This window comes from Prevotella sp. HMSC073D09 (assembly GCF_001814145.1).
Lineage (GTDB): Bacteria > Bacteroidota > Bacteroidia > Bacteroidales > Bacteroidaceae > Prevotella > Prevotella conceptionensis.
The window spans coordinates 2,039-5,543 of the sequence record NZ_KV815101.1 but is presented as its reverse complement, the minus strand read 5'-3'; the positions used below and the strand labels follow the sequence as shown (position 1 = coordinate 5,543).

Here is a 3,505-nt window from a genome sequence, read left to right as displayed (position 1 = left end):
TTTCGGACAAGTCAGACAGGTCAGACAGGTCAGACAAGTCAGACAAGTCAGAATGGTCAGAATGGTCAGACTGGTCAGACTGGTCAGACTGGTCAGACTTATCCTATTAGCCTAACACCACCTAAACATTTGGCTTCACTCCTTAACTCCTCAAAGTTTAAAAGCATTTGGCTTAACTCCTTAACTCCATAACTCCTTAACTCCTCACTCGCTTAACTCCTTACTACTCTGAAAACACTACCTACTCCTTACTACCCTACTCCTTACCACTAAACAAAAAATACGCTCCACCCCGCAGCCACAAGGCTACGAAGTGGAGCAAGGAAATGCGTAATTTATCCGCAGCGCGATGCGCCACAGTTCTTGCAGATAAGGCAACCTTCTTGGTAAACGAGCGACTCTTGTCCGCAAGAGGGACACTTCATACCCGTTGCCTCGGTGCCATCGGTAATATATTTCTTCAATGCGCGCTCAACGCCAATCTTCCAAGTATTGATGCTTTCGCTCTTCAATTGCAGCGAACCCACCAGCTTTATCACGTGGTCGATGGGCATGCGATAGCGCAAAACACCAGATATAAGCTTGGCATAGTTCCAATATTCGGGGTTAAACTTCTCACTCAAGCCCTCAACCGTGGTTTTGTATCCACGCTTGTTCTCAAACTGGAAGTCGTAACGACTGCGACCATCAGGGCCTACATTCTTGATGATTTTACCCTTCGTAACCGACTTAGGCAGGGCAATACCCTCGTCATCGTCTTGCAAACCCGTGAAAATTTCATAGGGATAACCATTGAGCAAGCCCACAAAGGCCACCCATTTCTCCTTATTGTTTTGGAAACGAACAACGTCGCACGCCAACTCCTTGGGCCTAACCTCGGTCACTTCGGGCTGTTTGCAGGGTACGATGGGCTGCTCTTCTTGCTTATCCTCTTTCTTCTTGTCTTTCTTCGACACAGAAATCATCACGCCCGAACGACTTCCGTCGCGATAAATCGTACAGCCTTTGCAGCCCGAACGCCAAGCCTCTACATACAAGCGGTTAACCAAAGCCTCATCAACATCGTTGGGCAAGTTCACCGTAACGCTGATAGAGTGGTCCACCCACTTCTGTATTTCGCCCTGCATCCTCACCTTCATCAGCCAGTCCACATCGTTTGCCGTGGCCTTATAATAAGGAGATTGTTCCACAATGGCATCTATTTCTTCTTGTGTATATCGCTTTTCGGTATCAAAGCCGTTGGCCTTCATCCAGTCCATAAACTTCTTATGGTACACGATATACTCTTCAAAGCTGTCGCCCACCTCGTCAACAAAGTCCACATGCACGTCTGTATCATTGGGATTTACCTTCCTACGGCGTTTGTACACAGGCATGAACACAGGTTCGATGCCGCTCGTTGTCTGCGTCATCAAGCTAGTTGTGCCCGTGGGAGCGATAGTTAGGCAGGCAATGTTACGCCGGCCGTAAGCCACCATGTCGTCGTAAAGCGACTGGTCGGCCTCTTTCAGGCGCAAAATAAAGGGATTGGCGGCCTCGCGCTTGGCATCGAATATCTCGAAAGCCCCACGTTCCTTAGCCATAACCACCGAAGAACGATAGGCGGCCAGTGCCAAACACCTGTGCACACTTACGCTTACGTCGGTGGCCTCTTGCGTTCCGTAACGCAAACCCAAAGCGGCAATCATGTCGCCTTCGGCTGTTATGCCTACGCCCGTGCGCCTTCCCATGCTACTTTTGCGCTTAATCTTCTCCCAAAGGTGGTATTCTGCGCCCTTCACCTCATCACTTTGCGGGTCGTCTTTAATCTTCTCCATGATGAGGTCTATCTTTTCGAGTTCCAAATCCACAATGTCGTCCATTATTCGCTGGGCAACAGCCACGTGTTTGGCAAACTTGTCGAAGTCGAAATAGGCCTCTTTGGTAAACGGATTAACCACATAGCTAAACAAGTTTACGCAAAGCAGGCGGCAGCTGTCGTACGGACAGAGCGGAATTTCGCCACAAGGGTTGGTGCTAACCGTGCGAAAACCCAGGTCGGCATAGCAGTCGGGGATGCTTTCGCGCAGTATGGTGTCCCAGAAAAGCACGCCAGGTTCTGCACTCTGCCATGCGTTATGCACGATTTTCTCCCACAACGTCTTGGCCGAAATCTCCTTCTTCACCTCTGGATTGTCGCCTTCGATGGGGAACTGCTGCACGTATGGCTTGTCGTCTACGGCCGCTTGCATAAAGCTATCGTCTATTTTTACCGACACGTTCGCGCCCGTAACCTTACCTTCGGTCATTTTCGCATCGATAAAGGCCTCGCTGTCGAGATGCTTAATGCTAACCGACAGCATCAGCGCGCCGCGCCGTCCATCTTGCGCCACCTCGCGTGTAGAGTTGCTATAACGTTCCATAAACGGCACAAGACCTGTTGATGTAAGCGCCGAATTGTTTACGGGCGAACCCTTGGGACGTATGTGCGAAAGGTCGTGCCCCACTCCACCGCGGCGTTTCATCAGCTGCACCTGTTCTTCATCGATGCGCAGGATAGCTCCATACGAGTCGGCATCGCCTTCAAGTCCCACCACAAAGCAGTTGCTTAGCGATGCCACCTGGTAGCCATTGCCGATACCTGTCATCGGACTACCAGCAGGAACGATGTAACGGAAGTGGTCGAGCAGTTCGTAGACTTCTTGTGCAGAGAGTGGGTTGGGGTATTTCCCCTCGATGCGCACTATCTCATTGGCGATGCGCCAGTGCATGTCTTCGGGCGATTTCTCGTAAATGTTACCGAAACTATCCTTCATGGCGTACTTGTTTACCCAAACTCTCGCCGCCAGCTCGTCGCCGGCGAAATAATCTAAAGCGGCCGCAAAGGCCTCTTCGTATGAATAAGTTTTATTATTTTCCATTACTAAACCTCTATTTTCTTTTGCAAAGCTACAAACTATTTTTGATATTATCAAACGCCTTTACTCCGAATTTTCAGAATTGTACACGCACTATTCTCAAACATTCTCTATTTGTGGATATTACGAACTACAACCACTCGCCACATAAACAAAGGTTAACTTTCATACAGACGTATTCACATTAAAACTTTAAGAGAGCCTTTTCAAAATAGGGAGAACATCTAAACGAATACAAATCAAACACTTAACACAATCACCCTTACTTTAATCTTGCTCACAAAGTAAGGTTCAAAGTAAAGAAGAAACACAAAAGTTGTAAAACAAATGTGTACCAAACAGCACGACAACGGCCTGCCTCCACAACGCATCAGTTTACTAAAACGGAAAACTTCAACACGCTTTTCACTGCCAATGTTTCCCATTTTGCACAATTTGTTGTACGTCAGCAATACACATCTACCCACAAACGAAATCGCCATTTGCCTTTAAGTTAGAAAATACTATCCACTATTGCATGCCTTTCCACAAGGCCTCGTTGGCTTTCGCGGCTGCCTATTCTTCCTTGTCCTCCTCCCAATGCACCATGTCGTATGGATAGTAAGGAT

At 48.2% G+C, this 3,505-nt stretch carries 1 protein-coding gene; it reads right to left on the bottom strand.

The window, feature by feature from the left end; all coding sequences use genetic code 11:
* Positions 1-335 precede the first annotated feature (335 nt).
* Positions 336-2,900 (bottom strand): adenosylcobalamin-dependent ribonucleoside-diphosphate reductase, encoded by a 2,565-nt coding sequence (locus tag HMPREF2955_RS08870; protein ID WP_070722752.1) that lies wholly within the window; start codon positions 2,898-2,900, stop codon positions 336-338.
* Positions 2,901-3,505 lie beyond the last annotated feature (605 nt).

Excerpts from the sequence above, each read along its gene's own strand:
- HMPREF2955_RS08870 (WP_070722752.1), bottom strand. The coding sequence starts at position 2,900 with ATGGAAAATAATAAAACTTATTCATACGAAGAGGCCTTTGCGGCCGCT.